We start from the raw sequence: 25,655 nt of genomic DNA, 5'->3' as shown, positions 1-25,655 counted from the left end.
CATGGCTTTAGACCTTTATAAATACGTAGCTAGTGTTCCTGATTATCCAGAAAAGGGTATTATCTTTCGAGATATTTTGCCATTAATGGCGGATGGAGCTGCCTTTAAGCAAGCTACTGACGAATTAGTTGATTATGCTAAGGATAAAAAGGTAGATATGGTAGTAGGCCCAGAAGCGCGGGGCTTTATTGTTGGGTGTCCTATTGCTCGCGAATTAGGTGTTGGATTTGCTCCAGCACGTAAAAAGGGTAAGTTGCCAAGAAAAGCAATTAGTGCATCTTATGACTTAGAATACGGAACAGCTACCTTGCAAATGGAAGCCGATGCAATTAAACCAGGACAACGGGTTCTTGTTGTGGATGATCTCTTAGCTACAGGAGGAACAATCTCTGCAACAATTGATATGGTTGAACAAATGGGTGGTATTGTTGTTGGCTGTGCATTCTTAATCGAATTAAAAGATCTTCATGGTCGTGATAAGCTTAAAGATTACGATATGAAGGCATTAATGGAATTTTAATTAGGAGGAGGCTGGGGATACTAGCCTTTTTTCTTTTTAAATTGCAGTTGTATATATAAAACGAATGCGGGACAATAACATTACGTTGATAAAAAGGAGCCAGTTAATTTATGATTTTCTTAGTAATAATGGGAGCCCTATTTTTAATTTTGGGTGGTTTTTATCTTGCTAATTCATGGCAACAGTACCGTGAATGGAAAAGTGGGACAATCATTGTTGTATTGAGTATTATCGCAATTGTTTATGGTGTGATTAATTTGCCTTATTTCCATCATAATAATTCCGCTAGCTCAAGCCAAAGTACATCATCTTCACAGGTTGCGCGGTCCAGTAGCTTTTCATCATTTTCGAATGGATTAGCAATTGGTAATTCAAGTGCAAATGAAGCGCAACAAGAAAGTAAGACAATGGCTGTTTTGCGTCAAATGCAAAAGGGGTATTCAAAATTAGGTTCAGTTGACTATAACGAAGATAGTAAGACATTCCAGATCACGCCAACTGATGATAATACGGTTGAAGCATTGAAAGCTTTAGCACAAGATCCAAGTCAGGCTGAACAAATGGGCTGGCCTAACTTAACTAAGTCGATTAAAAGTAATTCAGGGCAAGTAGAAAAAGCATTAGGTGAAGGATATTCAATTAGCATTATGAATCCAAGTGATTCTAGTAAGGCGTTGTATACTGCCAAAGACGGCAAAACCACATACGATATTGCTAATCAATAAAACTAAATAACCTAAGATTAGTTCAAGAAAGATTGGGGCACTTAATAGGTGTCCTTTTTTGTGTAATAAAAAAGCTGATATATCAATGTTTTAACAACTATTGATTATCAGCAAAACTTTAGATAAAGGAGACAAGGGGATTTGAACCCCTTATCTATAAATCATTGATATATCAACGATTTATTACTGTTTGGGCCGTCCTTCGACAGCGTTTGGCAACATTTTGGCAACATCCTATAAATTTTCGATAACATTGCCAATTTCGTTGTCTGTTATTGGGTGAAGATCATTGTAGACTTGAATTGTTATTGTAGCGTCTTTATGACCTAATACCGTAGCAACTTCATTAACGGGTCTCCCATTCTCAATTAATAAACTGGTGTAAGTGTGTCTTAGACCGTGTGGGGTTACGTATAATGGCAGACCATAGTTTTCTTCAATTTTTCTTAGCCATTTACCCGGCTTTGATGGTGAAAGAATACCACCGTTTTGACTAGTAAATACTAATTGATTAGGTTTCAGTGAAACAACATTAAAATACTGGAGTTCGTGGCGTTGTATTAAACGCCACTTTTTTAATATCTTGATAGTTTCATTACCAATCGGTACATGACGATTAGAATAGATATTTTTAGTTTTGCCTATTACAAGCTGATTATCTTTGTTACGGGTAACAGCTTGCTTAATATGCAGCATACCATCATTAAAGTTAATGTTTTGCCACGTTAAAGCCAATAACTCGCCTTTTCTTAGTCCTGTATGTGATAACACATATAGAAAAGCAAACGCCTTATAGTTAGTTGATTTGTAATATTCACGAAGTCCTTTTTGAAAGGTAACAAACTCATCTTTAGTAAATGACCTTATCTTTCGCTTGGTGCTAACTTTGGGGCGTTCTATTTGTTTGAAAGGATTATCATGTACCACTTTGTATTTGATGGCCAAGTTAAATATGCTGCTAGCGTCATTAACTAACTTGTTATAAAGTTTTAATTTTTTTGACCACTTATAAACTAATAACTGGCAATCTGCAATAGTAATATTTTTAATTAGTTTATTACCTAGTGCAGGGATTAAATGAAGTTTACATTCAGTTTCATATTTGTTGTAAGAAGAACTAGCGACGGTGTGCTTTTTATTCAATAGCCAACGATTAGCTACTTCCTCAAATGTGACGTGTTCACTATTAATAAAACCATGATTTTCAATTTCAATCATTTTACGACGATACCATGCACGAGCTTCCGTCTTAGTAGTAAACCCTCTTTTTGAGTGTTGTTTTCCGTCTGGAGTTCGATAGATTACACGGTATCTTTTACCGTTATTTGTACTATATGCGTATGGTGTCATTTACATTCTCCTTATATTTAGCGCCGTTGGGCACGTTTCTAAATAACACGGGGGATGTGTTAGGAGAATTAAATAAATCTATTAAGCCTATTAGTACATCAAAGTGTAACCTTGTAACCGCACCTTATAAACGTTGATATAACAGCGTTTAGAGGTTACATTTTACTTTTTGCGGTTACACTTTTAATTCAAAACAAAAGCGTAACCCTGATTCAGGGGACTGGTTCTAATTACAAGTCCAAATCAGTAATTATTATGACTTTTTATAGATAAAATCATATTGAAAGACTATATCATTATTAAAGTCTACATAGTCAAATTGAAGTTTAATTTTATCTTTCTTGTTATCAAATTCACCACGCCGCTTAGCTTTTTCCATAATAACAGGTATAGGCTGTGTAATTTCTGCTTCTATTTGATGCTGAAATAGTGGCGATAACTCATGATAGACTTTTATAAAATCGTTATCTGCCCCCATCGGATCGTAAACCGTTATGAATACATCGTAATTATCGCCAGCTCCATAATCCATATCGTATTCAATAACATAATAAAGCTCAAAAGCATAACGCCGCTTTCCGCTTCTCATGGTTATTTCTAGAACGGCTTCTACTTGTTTTGCGGTTGCTTTAACATCAGTATCTGAAATTTTAACATTTGACTTTAATTCATAAGAAAACCGCCACTTAGAATAATCAAAAAAAATAGCCGGTGTAACTTCTAAATAATTACATAACTTATCAATGTTTTCAGTGGATATATTCGCAAAGGGTTTATTAATCATGTTTGACAATACATTTCGCGAAATACCAGTATCTTCTATCACATCTTTAATTGATAAGTCACGTTCTGCAAGTAAAATTTTTAGCCTATTGGCAAGCATTTTAACACCTTCTTTCAGAATAAATATTACCATTCATTTCGACTAAATTCTATGATAATTCATTATATAATGATTTTTTAGTACAAATTGAGTTGACATGCTATGATTTAAATGTATTATATTAGTTGTACATAATGATTAAATGTTATAGATGAACTGATTAATCATTATGTAATTAAATTAAGGTGGTGAAAGTAAATGGAAGCAATGAAGGTTGAACTATCAAAAGAAATAACTGATTCTATCAAATTAGAAGTCCTAAACGCTTTTCAAGAAGCAAAGGACAACGCACAGCGTGAAAAATTCCCGTTGTACTTGTCCAAGAAGCAAGCTTGTGAATATTTGGGAATTACTAATCGCACGTTTGATGAATGGCTGGAGACTGGCAATATTCCATACAAGCATATTGGCAAGGTCTATCGTTTCAATCGTAATGACCTAGATAAATTCATGGCCACAAAGTAATAACCTGTAACATGGGGGATGTGTTAGGAGGTGTTTAATATTTGGCAGCGCAAAATTGCGCCACCAAAACTAACAGTGGCTGGCACCACTTAAAAAATTAAAGGGTTGAATTTGATTGCAAAATAAAAAAGCACCATATATAACGATGCTTAATCTTTATGATTATTAATATATTCGTTGATGGCAACGATAATTTCTTTAGACAGTGGTCTGAAATTTTTATCAGCCAATTGCTTCATTTCTTTATATAAATCAATTGGCAAGCGTAAAGTAAAGTTTTTGGTTTCGCTCATGATTAACCTCCATATTAATCATAATATACCAATTTGATACCAAAATGGGTATTGATACCAATTTGATACCAGTATATAATAAAGATACCAAGTTGGTATCAAAAAGAAAGGTGGGACGTTATGAAATGTTTTACGTTGCGAATATCAGAAAATCTAGACGCTAGCATAAATAGCCTAGCGAATAAACAGGAAATTAATAAAACTCAGTTAATTCGTAAAATCTTACAGGAATATGTAGAAAGAAGGAAATAACATGGAAAAATTAGACAAGGCACAAGAAGCATATTTAGCAGAAAAGAAGTACAAGGATACAAATTTTAATGCACGAGCTAAATTAGGATTAGCAAAATATGATATTGATTTTGTTTTATCACGTTTAAACGCTGATTCAGCAATTGAAGTTGATCACAAGCTTAGCGCTACTGTATTAAAAGAAGCTCTTAGCCAATTGCAAGATTGTGTCGAAATCATCAACGAATTATAAAGGAATGATAAATAATGACCAAGTTAATTAATTCGAGAATTGTGGCACTTCTTATTGGTGTTTGGATCGCCTATTGCTTAGGTGTCAAAGCATACGATGGCGCAATTGTTTTACTTGCTGTCTACCTGTTTGCTTTATATGAAAACAAAAAAGCCGCTAATAGCTCACAAGATCCTACCCAAGTAGCTACTAACGACTAACAATCAAAAAAGAGAATTGAATAAAGAAAAAGTCTATTGATGAACCACTAACAATAGACAGCATGACTTTATTTAATTCTCTTTTATTTTAATACAGAATATAGGAGAAATCAAAAGATGAAGATTAATGTAAATAATCTTGAGAACATGAATTCTAATTTAGATGTAATAGAGGGGTTACTTGGTGCATTAAATGATGAATTAGATGCAGTATTTGAGCGTACCCCAAAAGCTAAAGAGAACCTTTTACAAGTTAACGATGCACTTTATACCTTTCACGAATTAATAAGAGATGAAAATATAATTAAATCTTTAATGGTATCTATTACTGATATATTGAAAGAAACAAATTAGACACTAAGCAAAGAGATTGATAATTCATATGGTCAATAGAAAAAAGGGGAATTTCTTAAAGATATGGCTAAAAACAACTTCAACAATAATGAAACTGCAACCGACGAACGTTACTTTATCACTGCACATGATCACATTGGAAACCGCCTATTTGTAATGGTTGAAGGTCAAATAACAGATGAAATGATTAATCAAATGCAAATAAGCGATGATGAGGCTTTACTTAAAGCAGTAAGACGCCTTTTGAACACGCTTGATGAGAGGTGAAACTATGAATAAGAAATTAGATACAGCCTTAGTACTTGCCGCTTGTGGTTTTAAGGTTTATCCCCTAACTGCTGGTACTAAGATACCTGTTAAGGGAATGCACGGCGAACATGATGCAACTAGCGACAAAGCTACTATTATGAACTGGTTTGAATATGATTCAAGCTATAATTTAGCGCTTAATTTACAAGCTAGTGGTTTAGCGGTTATTGATTTAGATTATCACGGCAATGGTATTAATGGAGTGAAAAATTATAGTCAGTATTTAATGGATCATGGCAATACCTACATGGATTCATTAAAAACCTACACAGAATTAACCCCACGTGGTGGTATACATATTTTCTATAATCTTAATCATGATTTAGGAAATAAAGATATTCAATTAATGCCGGGTGTTGAACTTCTAACGGGTAAAGTTGTAATTGCTCCTAGTTATATTTCAGAAATTAACAAGTGGTATATGCCACAGTATCAAGGGTATCAAACATTAAGCCGTGAGAATGTTCAACCGTTGCCCGATTGGATTATTGAACTCGCTGCTTATAGAACATCCCCGATGGCAGCGCAAAATTGCGCCACGAAAAACATTAGGACGTCACCGACCCGTAAGACTTGGACGGGAAAGCTCCTTGATGAATTGGTGCAAGGAGCAAACAAAGGTGATCGCAATAATTACTTAACACATTTGATGGGTAAATTAGTACGTACAGGGGCGAATAGTGACACAATCTATAATTTGCTCGATTACGCTAATAGTAACTTCACATCCCCTTTACCAGACAATGAAGTAAATAATATTTTTGGTTCAATCTTAAAAAGAAGTGGAGATTATAAATGATGACAATTAAAGATATACCCAATGAATACAAAGACTTAGCGAACAAGCGAGATGATGAAATAACTAAAGATGCAGAAAAAGTAACTCCTATTTGGTTATACCGTGATGACGACGATAAAAAGAAAGTTAATGTAGTTTTATTTGCTAAAACGATTATTAAAGAAAATCCGATGGTTAATAATAAGTTTAGCCAAGATGGTTATTGGTACGATAAAGAAAATGGATACTGGTTAACGGATACTAAAACCCACTTAGAAAAGATTATTGCTAAAAATCTAATTAAAGTTAATAAATGGCAATTAGGACTTTACGGAAACACTAAAACATTAGTCACAATTATGGCTACCTCAGAGAATAACGAAAATCCATTTGATAATAGCAATCCTTACTTAGTTAGCTTTAAGAATGGATCATACAACATTAAAGACGGTTCAATGAAAGCTAATTCTGCTGATGATTACATCTTACAAGGCCACAACTATAATTTAGAAGTTAACGGGGATGCACCAGTTACTAATAGATGGTTTGAAGAAAGTTTTGGTAGTAAAGAAGCTGCTAATGTGGTTAAAACTTATATTGGCTACATGTTTGCCCGTACCTATCAAGATTTTCAAAAGTTCATGATCCTTCACGGTAAAGGTGGCGATGGAAAATCAACAATTCTCAATTACTTACGTTCGTTAGTCGGTGCAAGTAATACATCAAACGTAGATTTAGCTGATTTAGTAGACCGTTCAAGCGGTAAGTTTCTAACCTCAAAGCTATATCAAAAAGATTTAAACTATTTCGCCGATATTGGCGATGGTTTCATGGAACAAACTAGCATGCTAAAGGGTTTGACTGGTGGGGATGCTATTACAGGACAATTTAAGAATAAAGATCCGTTTGAGTTTGTTAATCATGCTAAATTAATATTTAGCGCTAACAGCTTACCAGTATTTAATGATTTTACTGATGGATTCATTAGACGCCCACTTATTGTTGAAGTATATAAAATTAAAGACTTCAATAATAAATACTCATTTGATGTTATTAATAAAGAACGTGGGGCTTTTGCCTATGAATGTATGCAGCTATTCAAAAAACTATTAGAAAATGATTATCCGGGTCAATTAGATAAGTGGGGCTTTCCTACTACTGATAGTATGCAAACATCGTTACATAATTGGGTTATTAGTAATGACTTAGTAGCTAGATGGCTAGATGAAAGATGTGATACCACCGACACAAAAGCATTTGAAAAGAATGTATACGTTTATGACAATTACAAGGAGTTCTGTGCTAGTGAGGGCGCTCATCCGTTGGGCAAACAGAAATTTAATAATAACTTGCAAAAACACGGAATTAACCCCAAAGCTTCAAAAAAGATTGATGGTAAAACCTTCAGAGGGTATAGAGGTCTGAAATTACTATCTGATTAGATAGAGGTTACACTTTTAATTCAAGTAAAAAACGTAACCTCAAAAAGTAAAATGTAACCCCTAAACGCTGTTATACCAACGTTTATAAGGTACGGTTACAAGGTTACGCTTTGATGCACTAATAAGTCTAATAGATTACGAGAAAGGACTATAACAATGCCAGTATTCAATCAAAATAAAAAAGCAAAAAAGAAAATACTCCTATTCAAACTAGCGATGGATAACGGCAAGTTTATTACACGGATACAGACGGATCAGAAAAACTAGACGAGTTCTCGAAAGATTCGCTTGTCATGGTTAGAGAATATAAACGGCGTACGGAGATATATGCAACATGGGAAGGTAATTTTCTAGTTAATCCACACCATATTTGTTACGCCACGCCAGTTATGCTTTATGAAGTATTAGAAGGGGATTTAGATAATGCTTAATTATGATATAACCAGAATGAAAGCTAAAGCAGAGTTTGGTGTCACACAGTCATTCAAAGCTAATAATTACAATGGACGAGTTGAATACTTTGTTCCACAGTTTAGTGTTTGGTGTGGTGAATATACCAATACTCAAACGCAAACATATGATAACTTGGGAACACACGTTGATGTAGATATGGTTATTGTCATTCGCCACAATCCTAACGTTAACAGTAACAAGATTCTAGTTTGTTATAAGAATGTTAATTATAAGATCGTAGCAATTAGCAGTGATGATCGCCTTAATGCTTTTGATACAATATCATTAAAGCGGGATAATAGCTTTCCTAAACGTATACCAAGCGATACAAGTAAACTAATCCCATACTAAGATGGCAAGTAAATATTAAGGGTGTCGGTAATTGCGACGCCCTTTTAGTTTGGAGGTAATTAAATGAGTAAGCCAATGCATGTATGCAATCACCCAGGATGTAGTGAAGTAATACCATATGATCAACGCTATTGTAATAAGCATGATTATAGAAAGCCGGTCACTTATGCTAACCAAGAACAACGACACGAGTTCAACAAGTCAATATATTATAAGCGAACCCACAGTGACCGTGAAGGCAAGTACCAACTATTCTATCGTAGTACGCAGTGGCGAAAGCTAAGCCACCATTGGTTAATGCTTCACCCGTTCTGTGCAAGCTGTGAGGCACAAGGAAGAATGCGAAAAGGTGATGTTGTCGATCATATAACAGAAATAAGGGATGATTGGAGCAAGCGACTAGACGCAAACAACCTACAAACGCTGTGCTATGCTTGTCACAACCGCAAGACATGGAAACAGAAGCAAGCACGAAAAAAGCGCCGCGAGAGCCAAACAGACAGATCACAGCGCTAAAAATCAATATAGGGGGGCTATGCTTTTGCCAAGAAGAGCGGCACATCCACTTTTCTTTGCATAAAGTTCCAATTTTATTAGTTTTTTTCTAAATCCAATATAAAAAGCGCACAGAACTAAAAATTCCATGCGCTTTAGCAAGTTTTATGATTAATAATATTATAACACTGAAATTGTGCGAAGTCGCATAATTTTTATCAGAACGTTCGTTTGCCTTTTTTGCTGAAAAAAGCTATAATATTAGTATAATAAAGATTATTGGGTACATTTAAAGACCGGGCTCGTTTGGGTTCGGTCTTTTTTTGTCTAATAAAGGTGGTGAAATTACATGGCTAATATAAAATCAGTAGACAATCTAAAAGGTCACTGGACTAAATCACAATTAGCAGATCGTGAAGAAGTCCAAAATAATCTTGAGAATAATTATGATTCTATTGATGATGAAACTCCCAATGAATTACAAGGTTACGCTCGTAAGGAGTGGTTGAGAATTGTTCCCTTATTAAAGAAGCATACACCAGCCAGCAACCTAGATCGTAGCCAACTAATTAACTATTGTTTACTTGCTCAAACGGTTCATGATTGCCAAGAGCATATTATCAAAGATGGATTATGTATCACAACAGACAAAGGAATTGATAAGGCAAATCCTTATTTTACAATGCAAGATAAAGCAATTAAAAATATGCGTTCGATTGCTAATGACTTCGGATTAACCATTTCCAGCCGTGCTAAAATCGAAAATCAGAAAGTTCAACAAAAAGAACCAGATGATCCGTTCGCTAATTTCCTAGAAGGTGAAGCTGGGTGATTAGGTATGTTGATGATGTGCTATCTGGGAAGATAACAGCAGGAAGAAAAATACAACAAGCTTGCCAACGTTTTAAGAATGATTTAGAGCGTTCAAAATCCAATGATTTTCCTTATTATTACGATGAGAAAATGGCGCACAAGGCTTGTCAGTTTGTTCAAATGCTGCCACTTACTAACGGGGGTAAATTCAAACTAGCGGAATATCAAGAATGGATTGTTAGTGAATTATATGGTTGGCGTGTTAAGGAAACGGGCGAACGACGTTATACTCAAGGAATGGTTAGCATGGCGAGAAAATCTGGCAAAACTTACCTAGCGGCTTCATTAGCTGCTATTGGATTAATGATGGAACAAAAACCAGCTAAAAATAGACAAGTTCTTTTCGTTTCTAACGCACTGAAACAGGCTAAGTTAGGTTATGATATGCTTTCAAGTAGTCTGAGACAGGTTCAGAAGTCTAGCCGGTTGATACGTCACCGGATAAAAGTACAAAAAGAACGTATTACGGACTTACCCACTGATAGTTTTGCGACAGCATTAGCCAGTGATACAAATACCCTTGATGGTTATGCTGGTACAACTATTATTCTTGATGAGTATGCAGCTGCAAAAGATAGAAAAGTATATGATGTGTTAAAGTCTGGTCAAGCTCAAGAGCCTAATAGTCTACTATTGATTATTTCAACTAGTGGGTTAGATTTGAATGTTCCTATGTATGCAGAGTATCAGATGTTAAGTGACGTATTAGCCGGTAAGAAACGAGCTGATAGATATTTTATAGCAATATGGGAGCTAGACAATCGAAATGAGGTTACAAAGCCTAAGAATTGGATAAAGGCGAACCCTATTTTTGAAATCCCAACTATAGAAAAGCGGATGGCCTCTAAGATTAAAGACGATGTTAATTTAGGAATTGCGCAGGATGATTTAATACCCGTATTAACTAAGAATTTTAATATGTGGTTGCAAGCGGCGGATAATTCTTATATTAGCGTTGACGATTGGGATAAAACAGAAATAGAAAAGCCAAATATAATTGGGCAAGATGTTTATATTGGCTTTGATATGAGTAAAACAAATGATTTAACGGCGATTAGTTGGATTATTCCAATTGGTAGCCGTTTTTATGTTGATTCACATTCTTTTGTTGGCACTAAATACGGGCTGGATCAAAAGATAAAGCGAGATGGTTTTGATTACCGAACTGGTGAAAAACGTAAAGAATGCTCAATTACTACTTTGGACAGTGGAGTTATTGATATAGACGATGTTTTTGATTATTTGCGCAAGCTTATAGAAGCCAATAATTGGAATGTAAAAGCTATCTGTTATGATCCTTGGAATTTTAACAATATTATTGCCAAGTGTGAAAGAGAATTTCCAAACATTCCTTTAATCGAAATAAGGCAAGGAACATTAACACTTAACGTCCCTACAAGAGAGTTTAGGGATAATCTTTTTCAAAAGAAAATTGTTCATAGTGATAATAGATTGCTTAGATATTCAATGATTAATGCTCGGATTAAAGAAGATAATAACGGGTGGCAACTGCAAAAGAAAAGTCGTAACTCAAATAGTAGGATTGATCCGGCCGCCGCCCTTATGAATGCTTATGTGATCGCTAGAAATTATTTCAATGAACATGAGCAGGTTACAAATGCTAATGATTACTATACTAGCGATAAATTTACATTTTAAGGAGGTGATTTTTAAATGAGTTGGGTTAATAATTGGTTTGCTAAAAAGACAGCAGCAAATAATGGCGATCCTGTGCTAGATGCTTTAGTCAGTATTTCAAGTGATGATCCTTATACATATGTATCACCTAGCAATTTACGTAATAGTGATGTATTTACTGCAATTAATATTATTGCTAGCGATATTGCTTCTAACCCTGTTCAGTGTGATGTAGATGTAATTAATAAAATGTTGAACATAGCACCTAACGACACTATGGACGGTTACCATTTTAAGTTTGCGTTAGCTACTAATATGCTGCTAAACGGAAATTCATTTGCTGAAATATTACCTAATCATACATTAAGGTTTATTCCTAATAATCAAATGGTAGTAAGTCAAGATGATATTACGGGACGACTTAAATATACTTATTCCCCTAATAAGAGAATTAAGCGGGATATATCGCCTAATAAAATACTCCACTTTAAGTATTTCACATTAGACGGGGTAGCCGGTTATAGTCCGCTATACGCATTAAGGGATGAAATACCAATTCAAAACGCAGGCAATAAGCTAATTTTAGGATTCTTCAATCAAGGAATTCATGGGACAACGGTAATTAAATCTAATCAAGCAGAATTAAGCCCAGAAGCAAAAGAAGCGATTAGAAAGAAGTTCGATGAGGCTACTACTGGTAATAACGCGCTTCATACGATCGTTACTGATGCTTCAATGGATATTAATAACTTATCGCTTAATACAGACGTATTGAAATTAGTTAATTCTAATGACTGGACGACTAGACAGATTGCTAAAGCTTTTGGGTTACCAGTGGAACGGCTGGGACTAGAAAACCAGCATAGCAATCAACAACAAAGTAATCTACAGTATCTTCAAAGTACCTTACAACATTACTTTGATTGCTTTACAAGCGAACTAACAAAGAAATTAGGCCACGATTTTACTTTCAATACTGATAAGCTTTTAAGCCTTGATCCTGCTACTGTTCAGCAACAAGCGATAGATGGTTATACTAATGGATTACTTACACGCAATGAAGCCCGTAATAAGTTAGGTTTGCCACCTGTCGATAATGGGGATGAGTTTAATAGTATACAGAAAGGAATGATAAAAGATAATGCAAGATCGTAGATTAACAATTAATGCAGAACTGCGGGCAAACGAACCAGTATCGCAAAAGGTCACGCCGCCCACTGATAGCGACAATGAAGATAATCAAGATAATACTTCACAAGAAGATAAACCCGCGCAAACAAGCCCTAAGAAGCTTTCGGGATATGCTATTGTTTGGAACACACCCAGTAAGGACTTAGGCGGTTTTAAAGAAGTAGTATCACCGAATGCACTTAAAGGTGTTGATTTATCTAATGTGTTGATGCTCAATGACCATGACTATACAAAAGTATTGGCTAGTGTTAAGGCTGGTACGTTGAAATTAACACCAGATGACAAAGGGCTACATTTTGAGGCAACATTACCGGATACTACAACGGCTAACGATGTTTTTGCTAATGTTCAAGCTGGCAATTTAGATAGTTGTTCATTTAGCTTTGATGTTGATGATGGCGCTGATAAATGGGATAGAGACGATCAAGGAAACATTACACGAACTATTAACCAGATTAAAGATTTGTTTGATGTTTCTGTAGTTGCCGTTCCTGCTTATGATTCGACTAATATTAGTACAGACAAGAAGAATGTAAATGTAAACACTCGTTCCTATGAACAATTTATTAAAGGAGAAGATGAGAAAATGGATAAAACAATTATTGATGGAAATAACGGATCAGAAACTAAGAGTGCTACACGGAGTTTCGAAGATTTTATTCGCTCACGTGGTGAATTACGGGACGGCTTAACCACAAGTGGAGTTCAAGCAGTTATTCCCGAAGAAGTGGTAACTCCTGTATTGCAATTAAAGAATAGCAAGTATAATCTTGCTCAATATGCGACGGTTAAGACAGTATCATCCGGTTCGGGCCATTATCCAATCGCCAAACGTAACAATACAGCAGTATTAGCCACTAAGGAAGAATTAGCAGATATTGCGGATGTTGATGCTAACATGTTTGAAGATGTTAAATTCGACGTAAAGACCCGTGCCGGCAAGATTGCATTATCTAATGAAATTGTGGATGATTCTGCTGTTGATATTGTTAGTGAAGTCAAAAATCAATTACAAAAGTTAGTTGATAATACTGATAACAAAAATATTATGGATGTTCTTACTGGTGATACTTTCAAAAAAGAAAAGGCAACAACTACCGACGATTTGAAGAAGATTTTTAACGTTGACCTTGACCCAGCGCTGAACAAGACGTGGTTTGTTAACCAATCCGGCTTTAATTATCTTGATACTTTAAAGGACAATGAGGGACGTTACTTATTACAGCCTAACCCAACCGCCGCTAGTGGTTTTGCACTCTTTGGCGCTCCGGTGGTTATGATTAGCGATGTTGTAATGCCTAATAATTCTGATGGATCGTTCCCTATGATTATTGGTGATATTGCAGAAGCAGTAGTAGTATTCCGGCGTAACCAAGTAACCGCACAATGGGATAAGTTCGACCAATTTGCGCAAGGTTTATCTGTAATTGTACGCAATGATTATCAACCAATTTCAGCAGATGCAGCTATTAATGTTTCTTTGTCTAACGGTACTACACCTAGCAAGTAATAATTGAATAAAAATATTTGCTTCCTGTGTGGTCAATTTGAACATGCGGGAAGCTTTTTATATTTAAATTCATAACCAGTTCAGAATGGCCACGAACTTAATGGCCGAATTTTCGGCTGCCAAAAAGAATGAACTGAGCGCAATTTTGCGTTGAGTAAAGATGTCCTCAATTTTGAGTACATCTCCCCAAAATTGGGGTGAGGTAAGTTGTGTCCAATTTTGGACAGATGTAATCAACCGAATTTTCGGCCGATTGAATTAGGAGAGCGCAATTTTGCGCCCACATCTAAGTTACACTTTTAATTCAAAACAAAAACGTAACCCGCAAAAGTAAAATGTAACCCCTAAACGTTGTTATATCAACGTTTATAGGGGTGGGTTACAAGGTTACACTCTAATGTACTAATTGATAGAGTTAAATATTAAGAAAGGAGATTCAAAACATGGAAGATAGTAATCTACCAGAAGTTAGTGTTAATAGTATTAAAGACGCTTTACGTATTGATGGAAACCAAGACGATTTAATGATTCGATCATATATTGATACGGCTAAAGATTATGTGGCGAGCGCAATTACAAATTCTAATGATATCGATTTTATGAAGTTCAAGAAATATAGGCTTGCGGTTATCTTATTAGTACAGTTTTGGTATAGTAACCGCACAACGGATATGAAACAAACACCCTATCAAGTTGTTAGTTTAATTCAGCAATTACGTGGTGAATTATGGTAATTATGTATTGTTTATTCTTAATTATGCGTTATAGTCATACTATGGTATAATTTATACGAAAGGTAGTTGTCATTTTTACCTTTAGTCATTCGATTTATTGATTTCCATTGTATCTTTTAAATAAAATAGCTTGACTATGGAGCTTTGCTCACCGAGTAATCGGCAGAGTTGCAAATAGTCACTAAAGTGTCGTTTATCACGACGCTTTTTTTATACCCAATAATCACTATAAAGGTGGTTATCTATTTTGAAAAAAGAAATTAAAATTATCCGGCAAATATTAAAAGACTATGCCCGTATAAAGGAAGACTTAGAATTACTCAATGTAAGAGAAACACTGATTAGTAATCCTACTGCTGAGGTAACAGCTAACCATAGCAACTTGAATTACGCTGAAAACAAATTTGTACACCATGCGGATTTAAGCAATAGATTGTATCGGATTGAAACAGCTATTGATAAGATAGACAATCAAAGGTATCAAACGATTCTTTGTGAATACATCGTAAACAAAAAGTATAAGCGCCAAGAATTATGTGACTTATATAAAATTAGTTTGCGTAACTTTAATAGACTCAAAAACCAAGCATTAGTGGAATTTGCTAAAAATTATGATATTAATTTGCTCTCAGACGAAACGAAAAATAGTTTAGCGTATAATTAATCAACTCGTTATTGCTAATGTGATATAATTAGTTTGTTTTAAATCTTTGTATAAGGGGCGCTCTCACAGTAGAGCGTCTTTTTTATTTTAAAACAAAAAACCATCACATTTTACTGTGATGGACGTGCCCAATCGGTATTGGTATGTTGTCAGTGGCAACATTTTGGCAACAATTAATTCCAATTAGTTGCCATTTATTGAAAATAATATTTTTGAAAAAGCTTAATATAACGGCTTTTTGATATTGTTTGCCATTAAATGCAAACGTATTAAGGAGACAAGGGGATTTGAACCCCTGCACGCTTTTACACGCCTAACGGTTTTCGAAACCGTCCTCTTCAGCCACTTGAGTATGTCTCCATTTCAACTTTATTATTGTAACAAAAAAATTGTAAAGCGTAAAGAGAATATCAATCAAGGAAAGGGCTATTTAATAATTTTGCAGAAATGATTTCTTGCTGATATGATATTCTAATATATGATGTAATTTGAAATTTAATTAGGGGATTTTTATGGTAAAAAAATATTATGCAGTCAAAAAAGGTCGTCATCCAGGAATATATAAAACTTGGGCTGAATGTCAGAAAGAAGTTAATGGGTATCCAAATGCTAAGTTTAAAAGCTTCTTAACGCTTAAAGGTGCTAATGAGTGGCTTCAGGCTACGGGAAATACCGTGTCCTCGACTAAAGCAGTTGATTATTCTGATAGTATTCTTGTTTATACTGATGGAGGCTCCCGTAATCATGGCAATAAGTTGGGGCAGCATGTTAAGGCAGATGATAAAGCGGCCTGGGCTTATTTTATTCAAACTAAAGATCAAGCTTATACAGGAACTGCTGGCGAATTTGGGGCTACTAATAATAAAATGGAGATTACAGCTTTAATCCAAGCACTAACTAAACTATTAGAACTTGGCCTCAAAGATCAACCAATTACAGCGATTTTGGATTCACATTATGTACTGGACCCAATTATGAAAGGCTGGTTAACTAATTGGCAGCGGCGGGGATGGTTAACCGCTGGTGGCAAGCCGGTAGCAAATCAGAAGCTATGGGAAGAAATTATTACCCTTTTACCTCAGTTCCCTAATTTACATTTTGATTGGACTAAGGGTCATGCAACGAATGCTGGAAATAATAAGGTCGATGAATTACTAAATAAAACGATGGATCAGTTATAATTATTTAACAAGAGGATGATAAGAAATGAGAATTGGTATTGACAGAATGGCTTTTGCAACAACAAATGATTATTTAGATCTTGTTGAATTAGCAAAAGAACGCGGCGTAGATCCCAATAAATTTACCATTGGAATTGGACAGGATCTACAGGCAGTTGTGCCACCTACGCAAGATATTGTGACTTTAGGAGCTACGGCAGCGAAAAAATTGCTTACTCCGGAATTAGAAAAAAATATTTCGACAGTAATTGTGGCAACTGAGTCAGGGATTGACAATTCAAAAGCAAGCGCGATCTACATTAAACACTTATTGGGGCTTAGCGACTTTACCCGAACGGTAGAAATGAAAGAGGCTTGTTATTCTGCAACAGCTGCTATCCAATTTGCAAAGGGAATAGTGGCGCTTAATCCTCAAGAAACTGTGTTGGTGATCGCTGCTGATATTGCTCGTTATGGATTAAATACTCCAGGAGAGGTGACTCAAGGAGCTGGAGCAGTTGCAATGCTGATTTCACAGAACCCGCACATCCTAACCCTTGAAGATACAACTGTCGCTTATAGCAAGGATATAATGGACTTTTGGCGGCCGTTATATGCAACAGAAGCTTTAGTAGATGGAAAATACTCTACTAATGTTTATATTGAATTCTTCCTTCAAACTTTTACCCGTTACCAGCAATTAACTGGGCGAGAATTAGCGGATTTTGCTGCCCTTACGTTCCATATGCCGTTTACTAAAATGGGAAAGAAAGGGTTAGAAGGGTTGCTCAAAGATCGTAATGATAAGGTAGCCCAACAATTACGAACACAATTAACCGCAAGCCAGCTATTTTCGCGCCAAGTTGGTAACCTTTACACTGGCTCCCTATATTTATCATTAATGTCATTGTTGCAAAATAGTGACTTAAGAGCTGGAAGCCGAATTGGGTTATTTAGCTATGGTTCTGGTGCAGAAGGGGAGTTCTACACAGGAATCTTAGAAGATGGCTACGAGCATTATATGAATAATATTCAAGAAGAATTAAAACATCGTCGCCAGGTTTCGGTGGCAGAATACGAAAAACTATTTAGTAGTCAATTAGGAATGAATGATCGGGATATCGAGTTTGATGTTACTAATGATCCATTGCCTTTCGTTCTTAAAGGACAAAAGGATCATCAACGGATTTATAAAGCTAAATAACCTAATAAAAAAGGAGTCCTCCCAAAATGGACTCCTTTTTTATTTAGAAAATATGATCACGAAATAGTCCCACTACTTTACCAAGGATTTTAACATTGTCTAAGAAGATTGGCTCCATCGTATCATTTTCTGGCTGTAAACGAAAACGTGTTTTTTCTTTATAGAATCGTTTACAAGTAGCTTCATTATCATCGTTCATTGCAATAACGATATCACCATTTTTAGCAGTGGATTGTTTACGCACGATTACTTGGTCGCCATTAAAAATCCCTGCTTTAATCATACTAGTTCCACGAATGGTAAGCATAAACAAATCATTATTATCTTGAATAGAAGGAGGTATCGGGAAAAACTCAGTAGCATTTTCGACTGCTAAAATTGGTTGTCCAGCCGTAACAACGCCAAGCATTGGAATTTCTTTTTGAATCGGTTTTACACCTAAAATATCAAGTCCCTTGGGTGTAATCTCAAGTGCTCGAGGCTTAGAAGGGTCTTTTTGTAAGAATCCTTGTTCAATTAAGCGGGAGATGTGTCCATGGACTGTTGAAGTTGAAGACAGGCCAACAGCACTACAAATTTCACGAACAGTCGGTGGATAGCCATGATCTTCAACTTGTTTGTGAATATAATTTAGGACGGCCATTTGTTTATTTTTTGCTACCTTTGCCATATTGACACCTCATTATCATTAATTGTGTTAAGCTTATCATAGATAGATGCATATTTCAAACGTACGTTCGCGATTTGCATTGATTTTATAAAATAAGTAAAATCGACTTTATTAAGGAGATGATTATAATGGCTGAATCTAAAGAACAAGATGCTTTATTGAAGCGAATTAATGAACTTGCTCATAAGAATAAAGAAGAAGGTTTAACTGAAGAAGAAACAAAAGAACGAGATCGTTTACGTAAGGAATACCTAAAGAACTTTAGAGAAGCAATGCGTAGTAATATTGAAATGATGCGGATTTTTGATAAAGAAGGGAAAGAAGTTACTCCTGAAAAGGTTCGTGAAATCCAACGTAAAAAAGGACTTCGTGACGATTAACAGCGATTTGCTCTTTTCAAAAATTGCTCTTTCGTGTAAGATGGATAGGTAACGAGCAAAGGAGGAAGTAATTGTGGGTATGACGATCATGCTAATGATTCTTGCATTATTAGTCGGTTTGGTTATCGGCTTCTTTGGTGCACGTAAATACATGGAAAACTACCTCCGCAATAATCCACCGATTTCGGAAGAGATGCTGCGGACGATGATGCTTCAAATGGGGCAAAAACCATCAAGTCGTAAATTACATCAAATGATGCAAGCGATGAAAGCACAAGCTAAAAAGTCGAATCGTAAATAATATAAAAGGATGTGATAATTATCACATCCTTTTATATTGGAAATTAAAATTCATCATTCTTCGGCTTTGGAGGAACAATATATTTATAATTGGGATCAATTTGTCTATCTAATTGGTCAAAAGCGTCTTGCATTTGCTTTTCTAAGTCAGCCTGTACTTCGGGGGTGAGCCGTTGCTTTCGGTCAATATAAATAGGCTTCCCAAATGCAATTTGGCGCGGCTTACGAGTAAATAGCTGGCCAAATTTTAGAGGTCCTTGGTAAACAGCAGGAACTAAGGGGACATTTGCCATTTTAGCGATCACGGTAGCCCCGCCTTTTAATTTAGATGAATAGCGTGATCCGCTAGGGAAAATAATGGTCGATAAGTCAGTCTTCTTTAAAATTGTAACCGGCTTTTTAATAGCAGACGGACCTGGATTTTTCCGATCAACTGGATACGCATTTAGTGCTTTTAAGAATTTGCTAGCAATTGGATTCTTAAAAAGTTCTTTTTTAGCCATGAAGCTAAATTTTTTGGGCCATACGGCAAGCGCTAGTAAGACAGGATCCATCCAAGTACGATGAGGTGCAATAATAATATAATTGCCTTCAGGAATGTTTTCCCGATTGTATATTTTAGGTCGTCCGTTAATCAAATTTAAAAATGGATTAACGATTTTAACGAGGAAAGTGTACAACATGTCAATCTTCCAATCTATAACAAAATTAAGTTTTCGTTCCTCAGTATGACGAAAAAAAGTGGATCTTGCAAGTACAAAAATAATGGAGGACATAATGGAAAACAGAAATATTTTAAAAAAGGATGAAAGAATTGATCAGTTATATAGTCAGGATGTACGGATAATCCAAAATCCCCATTATTTTGCTTTTTCATTAGATGCTGTCTTGTTAGCAAATTTCGTGCGTCCTAATCATCGACAGAAATTAAAAATTGTTGACTTGTGCGCTGGAAACGGGGCGATCGGCATTTTTCTCCACGATAAGCTTGGCGGAACATTTACTGAAGTTGAATTACAACCACAGATTGCGGATATGGCTGAACGGACAATTATGCTAAATAATTTACAAGATCGGTATACTGTCATTAATGATGATATTGCTAACGTTAATGATTATATTTCTAAGGATTCGATTGATGTTGTCCTTTGTAATCCTCCTTATTTCCCAGTTACAGCCCAAAGCCAGAAAAATCCAAATAAAGCTTTAGCGATTGCTCGGCATGAAATAGCGACTGATTTAGTGACAGTTATTAAAAAGATGAGTGGCTTATTAAAAATGAATGGTCATGGGTATCTTGTGCATCGTCCAGATCGTTTAGGTGAGATTTTGCAAGTGTGTCAGGAAAATAGATTAGCACCTAAAAAAATTCAGTTTATTCATCCTAAACCTGATCGTGATGCGAATATTTTGTTGCTTGAAGTGATTAAGGATGGCCGGCCTGGAGGAGTAAAAGTAGTACCACCATTAATTGTTCATGGAGCAGATAACGAGTATACTCCAGAGGTTCAGGAGTTATTATATGGCAAGTGAGAAATACTATATTTATGTATTGTATTGCGCGGATAATAGCTTTTATTGTGGCTTTACCAACAATGTTAAACGGCGCTTTCATACTCATCAGACTTATCAAGGGGCAAAATATACTCGTGTGAAAAAGCGTCATCCGCTAAAGCTTATTTATTCAGAGGGATTTGAATCAAAGCATGATGCCCTGAGTGCGGAATATTATTTTAAACATCAAACCCGCCGCCAAAAAGAAAAATTTTTACTAGACCATGGTGTCGATTTATTGAAACTACGGAGGAATTAAGATGAAGATTTATATGTATGGTGTTTATCAGGATGAAGTTCCTTACATTAAGGAATGGCAAGAGGAACATCCTGAAGTAACTGTAGACTCAACAACGAAACTTTTAGATGAAAATACAGTTAACTTGTCTAAAGGAAGCGATGGAGTAGTAGTATTCCAGCAAAAGCCTTATTCAGACGAGGCCTTACGTCAATTAGCACTTAATGGTATTACAAAGATGTCATTGCGAAATGTTGGGGTTGATAATCTTAACCATGAATTAGTACAAGAACTTGGTTTTCAAATTACCAATGTACCGGTTTATTCCCCAGCTGCAATTGCTGAATTTTCAGTTACTCAAGCACTTAACCTTTTACGTCGAACGAAAGAATTTTATTTGAAGTTAGCAAAAGGAGATTATAACTGGGCACCGCATATTGCTAAGGAAATGAATAAACAGGTTGTTGGAATAGTTGGAACAGGAAACATTGGATCTACGGCGGCTAAAATCTTTGCTGGTTTTGGTGCCAAAGTGATTGCATATAGCCGTCACCAAAATAAGGAACTAAAAGGAATTGTTGAATACGTTAGCCTTGATGAATTATATAAACGGGCAACAATTATTTCGCTTTATTTACCTCATGTTCCAGCGACAGATAAAATGCTTAATGAAGAAACATTTGCAATGATGCGAGACGGGGTCTTACTGGTTAATACTGCACGTGGACCATTAGTCGATGAAAAGGCATTGATTGAAGCATTGAATAGCGGTAAAGTCGGAGGAGCTGCTCTAGACGTAATGACTGGTGAAACCAAGATTTTTAACCAGCAAATTAATTTCCAAGAAGTTGATTATGACGAATTTAAAGATTTAGTTGATCGACCAAATGTTTTAATCACGCCACATATTGCTTTTTATACTGATCAAGCAATTAAAAATATGGTTAAGATGAGTTTGTCTGCCAATCTAGATTTGATTAAAACTGGCACCTCAGATAAACTAGTTAAATTTTAAAATAAGTTAAGTGAAAAACCTTGTCAGTTTGCAAGGTTTTTTGTATACTATATTTCGGTGTTACACGCCAATTTCACACCCAGAATGATGGTGGTGAGGGTGCTTAATTAGTCCCATTGCCAGAAGAAGACTGGGGAGGAAAAACAATTTGGAGGTATATTTATGTCTGTTGTATCTATGAAGCAATTGCTTGAAGCCGGTGTCCACTTCGGTCACCAAACTCGTCGTTGGAACCCAAAGATGGAAGAATACATCTTTACTGAACGTAACGGTATTTACATCATTGACTTACAAAAGACTGTTAAGTTAATTGATACTGCTTACAACTACATGAAGGATGTTGCTGCTAACGATGGTGTTGCTTTATTTGTTGGTACAAAGAAGCAAGCTCAAGATGCTATTGAAGAAGAAGCTACTCGTGCAGGTCAATACTACGTTAACCACCGTTGGTTAGGTGGTACTTTGACCAACTGGAAGACTATCCAATCACGGATCGCTCGTTTGAAGGAACTTAAGAAGATGAGCGAAGACGGTACATTTGATGTTCTTCCTAAGAAGGAAGTTGCTGTTTTAACTAAGCAACGTGAAAAGCTTGAACGTTTCCTTGGTGGTATTGAAGATATGCCACGGATCCCAGATGTTATGTTCATTGTTGATCCTCACAAGGAACAAATCGCTGTTAAGGAAGCTCAAAAGTTACACATTCCAATCGTAGCTATGGTTGATACTAACACTGACCCAGACGACATTGATTACGTTATCCCATCAAACGATGATGCTATCCGTGCCGTTCGCTTAATTACTTCAAAGATGGCTGATGCTTTTGTTGAAGGTAAGCAAGGTCAAGACGATGCTCAACAAGAAACTGCTGATGATAACGCTGCTAACGAAACTGTTAGCGAAGATTCATTAAAGAACTTGAAGAACAGCGTTGAAGGTAAAGAAGAATAAAAATATTAAATTCTTGGGCTGTTTTGTACGGACCATTCTGGCCTAAGTACTAAACAGCCCTTTTTTCAAAAAAGATTATAAAAGGAGAGATTTCGTCATGGCTGAAATTAAAGCTGCTCAAGTTATGCAATTACGTAAAAAGTCCGGTGCCGGTATCATGGATGCTAAGAAGGCATTAGTTGCTAGTGATGGTGACATGGACAAAGCAATGGACTACCTTCGTGAAAGGGGTATTGCTAAGGCAGCCAAGAAGAGTGATCGTGTTGCAGCTGAAGGATTAGCTGATATTGCTGTTAATGGTAATACAGCTGCAATCGTTGAATTGAATTCAGAAACTGATTTCGTTGCTGCTAGTGAACCATTTAAGGATTTATTGAAGAAGGTTACTAAGTTAATTAGTGAAAACAAGCCTGCTAATGTTGAAGAAGCATTAGAAATCAAGACAGAAAATGGTACATTAAATGATGATATTATCAGTACTACACAAAAGACTGGTGAAAAGGTTAGTCTTCGTCGGTTTACTGTTGTAGAAAAGGATGACGGCGATAGCTTTGGTGCATACTTACACCAAGGTGGTCAAATTGCTGCATTAGTTGTCTTAGAAGGTGCTGATGATGCCACTGCTAAAGACGTTGCAATGCACGTTGCAGCTATCAATCCTGAATTCATGACTCGTGATGATGTTTCTCAAGAACGTCTTGACCATGAACGTGCTATCTTCAAGGAAGAAACTTTAAACGAAGGAAAGCCTGAAAAGATCGTTGACAAGATTGTTGAGGGTCGTTTAAACAAGTTCCTTTCACAAATTTGTTTAGCCGATCAAGACTTTGTTAAGGATTCTGACCAAACTGTTGAACAATATGTTTCAAGCAAGAATGGTAAGTTGAAGTCCTTCATTCGTTACGAAGTCGGTGAAGGAATCGAAAAAAAGCAAGATGACTTTGCTCAAGAAGTTAAGGACCAAATGAACTAAGCGTTCGGTCAAAAGGAGGACGTACTCAATGTAGTGCGTCCTTTTTTAAAAATTAACTTACCAATTCAAGGAGGATATCATATGGCAGATATTAAATATAAGCGAGTAATTTTAAAGCTCAGTGGAGAAGCATTAGCTGGCGACAAGGGTTTTGGGATTAACCCTCCCGTTTTAAAGGATGTAGCTAAGGAATTAAAAGAAGTTCATGATTTGGGCGTTCAAATTGCTATTGTTGTTGGCGGTGGTAACATGTGGCGTGGTGTTACTGGTGCTGAATTAGGGATGGAACGTGCGCAAGCTGACTACATTGGAATGTTAGCAACTATTATGAATGCCTTGTCGCTTCAAGATGCGCTTGAATCAATTGGTGTTCCTACCCGGGTACAAACTTCAATTGAAATGCGCCAAATTGCTGAACCATATATTCGGCGGAAAGCTATTCGTCATTTAGAGAAAGATCGAATCGTTATTTTTGCTGGTGGAACAGGAAGTCCTTACTTCTCAACTGATACTACTGCCGCATTGCGAGCAGCAGAAATCAACGCTGATGCCATTTTAATGGGTAAAAATGGGGTTGACGGTGTTTACTCAGCTGATCCAAATAAAGTTAAGGATGCTACTAAGTTTGATCATTTAACCCATATGGATATCATTGAAAAGAATTTACATGTAATGGATACTACTGCTAGTTCACTATCGATGGACAATCATATTCCATTGGTAGTCTTCAACTTGAACACATCAGGCAATATTATGAAAGTAGTAACTGGTCAAGAAGTTGGTACAACAATTGAAGGAGACTGATAATATGGCTACAGGAAAAGAAATTTTAAATGATGCCAAACAAAAAATGGCAAAATCGGGTGATGCACTTCAACGGACACTTGCTGATATTCGTGCGGGTCAAGCCAATGCAAGTTTATTAAATTCTGTTAAAGTTGAATACTACGGAGCACCAACTCCATTAAATCAAGTTGCATCAATCACAATTCCAGAAGCACGGCAATTATTAATCACCCCTTATGATGAAAGCGTGCTTGAAGAAATTGAAAAAGCAATCTATGCATCTAATTTAGGATTAACTCCTCAAAACGACGGAAGTTCAATTCGCTTAATCATTCCACAATTAACTGAAGATCGGCGGAAAGAATTAGTAAAGGACGTTAAAGCTGAATTAGAGAAGGCAAAAGTTGCAGTTCGAAACGTTCGTCGTGAAGCGATGGATGACTTAAAGAAGGGTAACAAGAACGGCGACTTTAATGATGATGAATTCCATGATCTTGAAAAGAAAGTTCAAAACGAAACAGATGCTGGAATTAAGAACCTTGAAGATATTGCAAATGCAAAAGAAAAGGAATTAATGGAAGGCTAGTTTTCAAAAATAAAAAGGTTGTGAACTTTGCGTAAGTCCACAACCTTTTTATCCATAAATTTGCGAGAATACCCCCATTTCTATAAGTAGGGGATGAATCGCTCTCTTAAAGCACGTTAGTGCTTT

At 36.0% G+C, this 25,655-nt stretch carries 35 protein-coding genes and 1 tRNA gene; 30 read left to right on the top strand and 6 right to left on the bottom strand.

Annotated features, from left to right (window positions below):
• The first annotated feature begins 1 nt into the window (after position 1).
• Entirely contained in the window at positions 2-520 is a 519-nt protein-coding gene (locus LMB56_RS05415; protein ID WP_003671181.1) for an adenine phosphoribosyltransferase, read from the top strand.
• A gap of 110 nt (positions 521-630) precedes the next feature.
• The gene (locus tag LMB56_RS05410; RefSeq protein ID WP_065867619.1) at positions 631-1,245 is read left to right on the top strand and encodes a DUF308 domain-containing protein; all 615 of its coding nucleotides are present in this window, start codon (positions 631-633) and stop codon (positions 1,243-1,245) included.
• A 234-nt stretch (positions 1,246-1,479) separates the two neighbouring features.
• Here the strand turns inward: LMB56_RS05410 and LMB56_RS05405 are convergent, their stop codons facing one another.
• Together LMB56_RS05405 and LMB56_RS05400 are read right to left on the bottom strand one after the other, a co-directional pair.
• The gene (locus LMB56_RS05405) at positions 1,480-2,595 is read right to left on the bottom strand and encodes a tyrosine-type recombinase/integrase (protein WP_229283842.1); all 1,116 of its coding nucleotides are present in this window, start codon (positions 2,593-2,595) and stop codon (positions 1,480-1,482) included.
• A 253-nt stretch (positions 2,596-2,848) separates the two neighbouring features.
• Positions 2,849-3,478, bottom strand: coding sequence for a helix-turn-helix domain-containing protein (locus LMB56_RS05400; protein WP_229283843.1), 630 nt, complete (start codon positions 3,476-3,478; stop codon positions 2,849-2,851).
• A 198-nt stretch (positions 3,479-3,676) separates the two neighbouring features.
• Between LMB56_RS05400 and LMB56_RS05395 the strand changes: the two genes are divergently transcribed.
• Entirely contained in the window at positions 3,677-3,943 is a 267-nt protein-coding gene (locus tag LMB56_RS05395; protein WP_229283844.1) for an excisionase family DNA-binding protein, read from the top strand.
• Between the two features lie 149 nt (positions 3,944-4,092).
• On the opposite strand, the gene LMB56_RS05390 is transcribed toward LMB56_RS05395, so the two are convergent.
• Positions 4,093-4,236: a DNA-binding protein gene (locus LMB56_RS05390; RefSeq protein ID WP_229283845.1), complete on the bottom strand. Its 144-nt coding sequence runs from the start codon at positions 4,234-4,236 to the stop codon at positions 4,093-4,095.
• Between the two features lie 120 nt (positions 4,237-4,356).
• Between LMB56_RS05390 and LMB56_RS10540 the strand changes: the two genes are divergently transcribed.
• The 16 genes from LMB56_RS10540 to LMB56_RS05315 all read left to right on the top strand — a co-directional run bounded on the left by LMB56_RS10540 (position 4,357) and on the right by LMB56_RS05315 (position 15,712).
• On the top strand, positions 4,357-4,488 hold the full coding sequence (locus tag LMB56_RS10540) for a ribbon-helix-helix protein, CopG family (RefSeq protein WP_411377880.1): 132 nt from the start codon (positions 4,357-4,359) through the stop codon (positions 4,486-4,488).
• Position 4,489: 1 nt separating this feature from the next.
• On the top strand, positions 4,490-4,720 hold the full coding sequence (locus LMB56_RS05385; RefSeq protein WP_229283846.1) for a hypothetical protein: 231 nt from the start codon (positions 4,490-4,492) through the stop codon (positions 4,718-4,720).
• A gap of 14 nt (positions 4,721-4,734) precedes the next feature.
• The gene (locus tag LMB56_RS05380; RefSeq protein WP_229283847.1) at positions 4,735-4,920 is read left to right on the top strand and encodes a hypothetical protein; all 186 of its coding nucleotides are present in this window, start codon (positions 4,735-4,737) and stop codon (positions 4,918-4,920) included.
• 117 nt (positions 4,921-5,037) lie between these two features.
• A complete protein-coding gene (locus LMB56_RS05375) occupies positions 5,038-5,274 on the top strand; it encodes a hypothetical protein (RefSeq protein WP_229283848.1) in 237 nt (78 codons plus the stop codon).
• A 63-nt stretch (positions 5,275-5,337) separates the two neighbouring features.
• Positions 5,338-5,541: a hypothetical protein gene (locus LMB56_RS05370; protein WP_229283849.1), complete on the top strand. Its 204-nt coding sequence runs from the start codon at positions 5,338-5,340 to the stop codon at positions 5,539-5,541.
• A gap of 4 nt (positions 5,542-5,545) precedes the next feature.
• Positions 5,546-6,382, top strand: a complete 837-nt coding sequence (locus LMB56_RS05365) for a bifunctional DNA primase/polymerase (protein ID WP_229283850.1) — start codon at positions 5,546-5,548, stop codon at positions 6,380-6,382.
• Positions 6,379-7,803, top strand: a complete 1,425-nt coding sequence (locus LMB56_RS05360) for a DNA primase family protein (RefSeq protein WP_229283851.1) — start codon at positions 6,379-6,381, stop codon at positions 7,801-7,803. The genes LMB56_RS05365 and LMB56_RS05360 overlap by 4 nt, the downstream gene beginning before the upstream one ends.
• 293 nt (positions 7,804-8,096) lie before the next feature.
• Entirely contained in the window at positions 8,097-8,234 is a 138-nt protein-coding gene (locus tag LMB56_RS05355) for a hypothetical protein (protein WP_229283852.1), read from the top strand.
• On the top strand, positions 8,227-8,607 hold the full coding sequence (locus LMB56_RS05350; RefSeq protein WP_182590295.1) for a phage head closure protein: 381 nt from the start codon (positions 8,227-8,229) through the stop codon (positions 8,605-8,607). The genes LMB56_RS05355 and LMB56_RS05350 overlap by 8 nt, the downstream gene beginning before the upstream one ends.
• Positions 8,608-8,670: 63 nt before the next feature.
• Positions 8,671-9,123: an HNH endonuclease gene (locus LMB56_RS05345; protein ID WP_229283853.1), complete on the top strand. Its 453-nt coding sequence runs from the start codon at positions 8,671-8,673 to the stop codon at positions 9,121-9,123.
• 328 nt (positions 9,124-9,451) lie between these two features.
• Positions 9,452-9,934: a phage terminase small subunit P27 family gene (locus LMB56_RS05340; RefSeq protein WP_229283854.1), complete on the top strand. Its 483-nt coding sequence runs from the start codon at positions 9,452-9,454 to the stop codon at positions 9,932-9,934.
• Entirely contained in the window at positions 9,931-11,634 is a 1,704-nt protein-coding gene (locus LMB56_RS05335; protein ID WP_229283855.1) for a terminase large subunit, read from the top strand. The genes LMB56_RS05340 and LMB56_RS05335 overlap by 4 nt, the downstream gene beginning before the upstream one ends.
• Before the next feature lie 15 nt (positions 11,635-11,649).
• Positions 11,650-12,768: a phage portal protein gene (locus tag LMB56_RS05330; RefSeq protein WP_229283856.1), complete on the top strand. Its 1,119-nt coding sequence runs from the start codon at positions 11,650-11,652 to the stop codon at positions 12,766-12,768.
• Complete coding sequence (locus LMB56_RS05325; RefSeq protein WP_267865204.1) at positions 12,755-14,314, top strand: phage major capsid protein; 1,560 nt, start codon at positions 12,755-12,757, stop codon at positions 14,312-14,314. The genes LMB56_RS05330 and LMB56_RS05325 overlap by 14 nt, the downstream gene beginning before the upstream one ends.
• Positions 14,315-14,757: 443 nt before the next feature.
• Positions 14,758-15,048: a head-tail connector protein gene (locus LMB56_RS05320; protein ID WP_229283857.1), complete on the top strand. Its 291-nt coding sequence runs from the start codon at positions 14,758-14,760 to the stop codon at positions 15,046-15,048.
• Between the two features lie 247 nt (positions 15,049-15,295).
• Positions 15,296-15,712 (top strand): hypothetical protein, encoded by a 417-nt coding sequence (locus LMB56_RS05315; RefSeq protein WP_229283858.1) that lies wholly within the window; start codon positions 15,296-15,298, stop codon positions 15,710-15,712.
• Positions 15,713-15,984: 272 nt separating this feature from the next.
• Here the strand turns inward: LMB56_RS05315 and LMB56_RS05310 are convergent.
• A tRNA-Ser gene (locus LMB56_RS05310) sits at positions 15,985-16,072 on the bottom strand.
• A gap of 152 nt (positions 16,073-16,224) precedes the next feature.
• On the opposite strand from LMB56_RS05310, the gene LMB56_RS05305 reads away from it, so the two are divergent.
• Both LMB56_RS05305 and LMB56_RS05300 read left to right on the top strand, forming a co-directional pair.
• Positions 16,225-16,893 carry a ribonuclease H family protein gene (locus LMB56_RS05305; RefSeq protein ID WP_229283859.1) on the top strand — a complete coding sequence of 223 codons (669 nt, stop codon included), beginning with the start codon at positions 16,225-16,227 and terminating at the stop codon, positions 16,891-16,893.
• 25 nt (positions 16,894-16,918) lie between these two features.
• On the top strand, positions 16,919-18,076 hold the full coding sequence (locus tag LMB56_RS05300; RefSeq protein WP_229283860.1) for a hydroxymethylglutaryl-CoA synthase: 1,158 nt from the start codon (positions 16,919-16,921) through the stop codon (positions 18,074-18,076).
• Positions 18,077-18,119: 43 nt separating this feature from the next.
• Here the strand turns inward: LMB56_RS05300 and lexA are convergent, their stop codons facing one another.
• Positions 18,120-18,746 carry a transcriptional repressor LexA gene (gene lexA / locus LMB56_RS05295; protein WP_003666853.1) on the bottom strand — a complete coding sequence of 209 codons (627 nt, stop codon included), beginning with the start codon at positions 18,744-18,746 and terminating at the stop codon, positions 18,120-18,122.
• A gap of 128 nt (positions 18,747-18,874) precedes the next feature.
• Here lexA and LMB56_RS05290 point away from each other — a divergent pair, with 128 nt between their 5' ends.
• On the top strand, positions 18,875-19,126 hold the full coding sequence (locus LMB56_RS05290; protein WP_003674333.1) for a DUF896 domain-containing protein: 252 nt from the start codon (positions 18,875-18,877) through the stop codon (positions 19,124-19,126).
• Positions 19,127-19,199: 73 nt separating this feature from the next.
• Positions 19,200-19,427: a YneF family protein gene (locus tag LMB56_RS05285; protein ID WP_003666855.1), complete on the top strand. Its 228-nt coding sequence runs from the start codon at positions 19,200-19,202 to the stop codon at positions 19,425-19,427.
• 43 nt (positions 19,428-19,470) lie between these two features.
• On the opposite strand, the gene LMB56_RS05280 is transcribed toward LMB56_RS05285, so the two are convergent.
• Complete coding sequence (locus tag LMB56_RS05280; RefSeq protein ID WP_003668200.1) at positions 19,471-20,109, bottom strand: lysophospholipid acyltransferase family protein; 639 nt, start codon at positions 20,107-20,109, stop codon at positions 19,471-19,473.
• A gap of 94 nt (positions 20,110-20,203) precedes the next feature.
• On the opposite strand from LMB56_RS05280, the gene LMB56_RS05275 reads away from it, so the two are divergent.
• From LMB56_RS05275 to frr, 7 genes are all read left to right on the top strand, one after another.
• Entirely contained in the window at positions 20,204-20,959 is a 756-nt protein-coding gene (locus tag LMB56_RS05275) for a tRNA1(Val) (adenine(37)-N6)-methyltransferase (RefSeq protein ID WP_229283861.1), read from the top strand.
• Positions 20,949-21,239 carry a GIY-YIG nuclease family protein gene (locus LMB56_RS05270; protein ID WP_020843055.1) on the top strand — a complete coding sequence of 97 codons (291 nt, stop codon included), beginning with the start codon at positions 20,949-20,951 and terminating at the stop codon, positions 21,237-21,239. Before LMB56_RS05275 ends, LMB56_RS05270 begins: the two co-directional genes overlap by 11 nt.
• A gap of 1 nt (position 21,240) precedes the next feature.
• Positions 21,241-22,233 carry a D-2-hydroxyacid dehydrogenase gene (locus LMB56_RS05265; protein ID WP_229283862.1) on the top strand — a complete coding sequence of 331 codons (993 nt, stop codon included), beginning with the start codon at positions 21,241-21,243 and terminating at the stop codon, positions 22,231-22,233.
• Positions 22,234-22,395: 162 nt separating this feature from the next.
• Complete coding sequence (gene rpsB / locus LMB56_RS05260; protein WP_229283863.1) at positions 22,396-23,184, top strand: 30S ribosomal protein S2; 789 nt, start codon at positions 22,396-22,398, stop codon at positions 23,182-23,184.
• Positions 23,185-23,281: 97 nt separating this feature from the next.
• Positions 23,282-24,157 (top strand): translation elongation factor Ts, encoded by an 876-nt coding sequence (gene tsf, locus LMB56_RS05255; RefSeq protein WP_229283864.1) that lies wholly within the window; start codon positions 23,282-23,284, stop codon positions 24,155-24,157.
• 81 nt (positions 24,158-24,238) lie between these two features.
• Complete coding sequence (gene pyrH, locus LMB56_RS05250) at positions 24,239-24,961, top strand: UMP kinase (RefSeq protein ID WP_003666862.1); 723 nt, start codon at positions 24,239-24,241, stop codon at positions 24,959-24,961.
• Positions 24,962-24,965: 4 nt separating this feature from the next.
• Positions 24,966-25,529, top strand: a complete 564-nt coding sequence (gene frr / locus LMB56_RS05245; protein WP_035157866.1) for a ribosome recycling factor — start codon at positions 24,966-24,968, stop codon at positions 25,527-25,529.
• Positions 25,530-25,655 lie beyond the last annotated feature (126 nt).

It is taken from the genome of Limosilactobacillus reuteri (genome assembly GCF_020785355.1).
GTDB classification, from domain to species: Bacteria; Bacillota; Bacilli; order Lactobacillales; family Lactobacillaceae; genus Limosilactobacillus; species Limosilactobacillus reuteri_I.
This window is presented reverse-complemented; position numbering and strand designations above follow the sequence as displayed.